The sequence below is a fragment of the Algoriphagus sp. genome, from assembly GCF_024642405.1.
Lineage (GTDB): Bacteria > Bacteroidota > Bacteroidia > Cytophagales > Cyclobacteriaceae > Algoriphagus.
The window spans coordinates 1-3,237 of record NZ_JAHEBC010000407.1; the positions used below are offsets into that span (position 1 = coordinate 1).

A 3,237-nucleotide genomic window follows, 5' to 3' on the forward strand; every position below is an offset into this window, starting at 1 on the left:
GCCACCCTACCCAGCAGTTAATCAATATATTCCGTACGACAAAAACGTATCATCGGACAAATCCAATGATACGTTATATCTTATTCAATTCGATGATTAGTTCGATACAAAGGCTGTTTTGACTCTAGCCTTTGCAGCTGCTTTTACTTAGCTGCTACTTTCTTCTTTTCCTTGCTTATACTCTCAAGAGCAGCCTTCTTTGTATATACTCTAAAGCAGCAATTATCAGAATCTCCATGATTGAGACTTTCGACCAGATCAGCGTCCACAGGCTCACCGGTGAGATATTCAAACTGCAATTGCATACACTCAACTGCACATAAGCAAAATTCTTCTACGGGCTCAGGCCAAATGCCAGACCAGTGAATGCAACATGAGCATTTGCCATATCTCTTTTTCACCTCTCCTGTCCAAAAAATGGTGTCTCCATGCCTCTCAATCGTTCTTAGCTTCAACATCTTTTCCAGCACAACACAAGCGCTATCAAAAGTATGACTGCCCTGTTCAAATGATATACCAGCTTCTTCCCAGGGACTTACAAGACTCAAATGATGATGGAAACATCCCTCGGCCAGCCCTCTGAAGGCTAATCTCTTGTTTTTCTCATCGAGGTTAAGCATTCCTTGAAATAAACCACGTAGTGCAATCTTCGTCACCTCAGGCGAATCACTCTCCCATGTTTTTTCAGAGGTCTCCGCGAATTTCTCACTGAAGGCTGCACCAATCTCTTTGAATACTGATGCTTTAGCTTCTTCATCGAGTTTAAGTATGCCCTTTACGGCACCACGTAATGCATCTCGGGCAAAAGTTGGTGCAATAACATTAATATAGAAGTCCGGTGTGATTTCGACGTGGTTTTCCTCTCTAATTCTTTCTATCTTCTCTGCCATTTCTATAAGCTTCTTATCTTTTAGTTCCATCTCTGTCTCTATCTCCTTTTGTGCTTCGAATTAGTGATTAAGTTGTTTTTTTCTTTTCAATTTATTGGTTCTTCTATTTCTTTATATAAATTAAGACGATTAGGGCTTATACCAATATTTTGCATTTTTGTTTTGAATGCATGTTTTGTAGGCAGTGTTAGTATCTCCTTCCTTCCAAAAAGAGTAAGTACTACTTTTGTCGAACTTTTCCAATTTTCAACTATATTTCATAACTTGATTAGTTGATCATCCGAACGCTTCCAGATCACTGTTTTAATTTACGAGCACTTGTTAATTAGATTGATTGTGGGATCTTTCAGTGCTGGACAACACCATTGGGAGTTATTGATATTCACTTACTATATACACTTACTATATACACTTACTATATACACTTACTATATACACTTACTGTTTACACAAATAATATAGCATCTACATTTACTGTAGAGTCAAGTACCATTTTCAAGTTTATTCTCAGTTTCAATTAAATAATAGCATTTCCATGTACATTGAAATAACCCAATCACCATGGTATTGAAAATAGTATACGTAAAAGGTTACTAACAACTTACTAAAGACTCCTTAGAGGTTGGCCAGTCTATCCTAATCAATCCCACCTGGTCGAATTTAGGTTTGGCAGTTCCAATGAGTTGAAGAACCATATAACTTTATCTCCATAAAGCATAATAAATAATTCGAAGAGGTACAGTATTTGATTTTGGATTTCCAATGCTCTTAGCAGAATGCATTTAGAGTGGACTAGCTACTATAAGATCCATCATCACTATCAATTAACAGACATTGATTCATCTGCATTTGTAGCTTGACTCTACAGTATGTGTAGGTTGTATAAATTCATTATAGGTGTAAGCTTTTTCCATTTAATTACAAGAAATGATAGGAGCACTTGCAAACACCACCTGAAGATTTGTGGTTTATACCAAATGAGAAAGTATATCAGGAGGTAAAGATAAGTTGAAACCAGATATGTTGAATGGAACAGCACTGGAAGTTTTATTAGGTGGATAATATGGCACTAGAGAATCCACTCTTGCTCATAAGGCACTCCCAAATTTGATACGTTACAGTGACAATAAATCATTAGGAATAATAGTCAGACTTGAAAGGAGAAATTTATATGGCAGACAAACCAACTTTACAAAAAAGGCTAGATAGAATGGTAAATCTATTAAATAGGATTGGCCCGGATGTAGCAGATTACTGGGGTGGGTCAATCCTATTTAAAACCCCAGACCTCAATACCGGTTGGTTTTTACAGATGTCCATGGATGGGACTGTTGAAAGTTTGGTTGAGAAAGTTGATGAGGAAGCAGCAACCTGCATTATTGAGGCAGATAGCGATGTTATCCTTGGCGTTTTCAATGCTGTAATAGATCCTATGGCAGCCGTGAATGATGGAAGAATGTTGGTTCACAAGTCAGTGGAACCAATAATGATGATTATGCCAGCGGTTATTGAAGCGGTTGAAAAATAGAAACTGGAGAAAGTGGAATGCAGATATTCTCACTTTTCCGATAGGTAGAATTTTTATACGGAGAATAGTAATTTGATAACTGCCTATTTGAGGACAAGGCATAGCTTGCGAGCAACCTTAGCTTCGAATATGTGGTTTCGTAACTGATTTGATTGTCTTTGATAAGACTAAGTGTTTTACATAAGAAAGGAGATGTTTTATGAAAAGTAAAGAAGAGCTTACGACGCATCTGAAAACTAGGGTTTCAAATTTAGCGCGATTAAAGGCTGAAGGAAAGAAGATTGTTGGATATACTCCGGGAGGTTTTATGCCGCAGGAACTGGTTCGTGCCGCTGGTGCTATTCCAGTTTGCCTGTTTCGTGGTGGTGATCCAGAACCAGTAATGGAAGCGCTTCAATACTTGCCACGTTTTTTAGATACTTTCTGGAGAAGTCAGATCGGCTATTGGTCTCTTGGTGAAGATGCCCTTTATCGCTTACCCGATTTGCTCGTTACGCCCATCACTGACTGCCATACAAAGGCTCTCTCAGACAGCTTTGATTGCTTCACAGATATACCAATCTATCGTATTGGTGTCCCCCACCATAAAGGGGAAGATGCCTTCGATTTTTACCTTTCGTGGCTTCTTTCATTGAAAGAAAAGCTGGAGGAATTAACTGGAAATAAGATCACAGAAGAAAATTTACGAAAAGAAATCGAAAAAAATAACCGAGTAAAAAGTTTATTGAATTCCATCAGTATGATGCGGAAAGAAGCGGATCCAATTATCAGCAGTAGGGAGTTTGTTTGGTGGAATCATGCTTCTCTGCTAGCTGATAA

At 38.2% G+C, this 3,237-nt stretch carries 3 protein-coding genes; 2 read left to right on the forward strand and 1 reads right to left on the reverse strand.

Going from position 1 to position 3,237, the window contains the following annotated elements:
* Positions 1 to 143: 143 nt before the first annotated feature.
* Positions 144 to 920 carry a hypothetical protein gene (locus Q0L68_RS18505; protein WP_296705736.1) on the reverse strand — a complete coding sequence of 259 codons (777 nt, stop codon included), beginning with the start codon at positions 918 to 920 and terminating at the stop codon, positions 144 to 146.
* A 1,141-nt stretch (positions 921 to 2,061) separates the two neighbouring features.
* Here Q0L68_RS18505 and Q0L68_RS18510 point away from each other — a divergent pair.
* Both Q0L68_RS18510 and Q0L68_RS18515 read left to right on the forward strand, forming a co-directional pair.
* Positions 2,062 to 2,418, forward strand: a complete 357-nt coding sequence (locus tag Q0L68_RS18510) for an SCP2 sterol-binding domain-containing protein (RefSeq protein ID WP_296705737.1) — start codon at positions 2,062 to 2,064, stop codon at positions 2,416 to 2,418.
* A gap of 199 nt (positions 2,419 to 2,617) precedes the next feature.
* A partial coding sequence (locus Q0L68_RS18515; RefSeq protein WP_296705738.1) for a 2-hydroxyacyl-CoA dehydratase family protein occupies positions 2,618 to 3,237 on the forward strand: 620 nt, incomplete at its 3' end.

Coding starts and splice junctions, on each gene's coding strand:
- Q0L68_RS18510 (WP_296705737.1), top strand. CDS start 2,062: ATGGCAGACAAACCAACTTTACAAAAAAGGCTAGATAGAATGGTAAAT.
- Q0L68_RS18505 (WP_296705736.1), bottom strand. CDS start 920: ATGGAACTAAAAGATAAGAAGCTTATAGAAATGGCAGAGAAGATAGAA.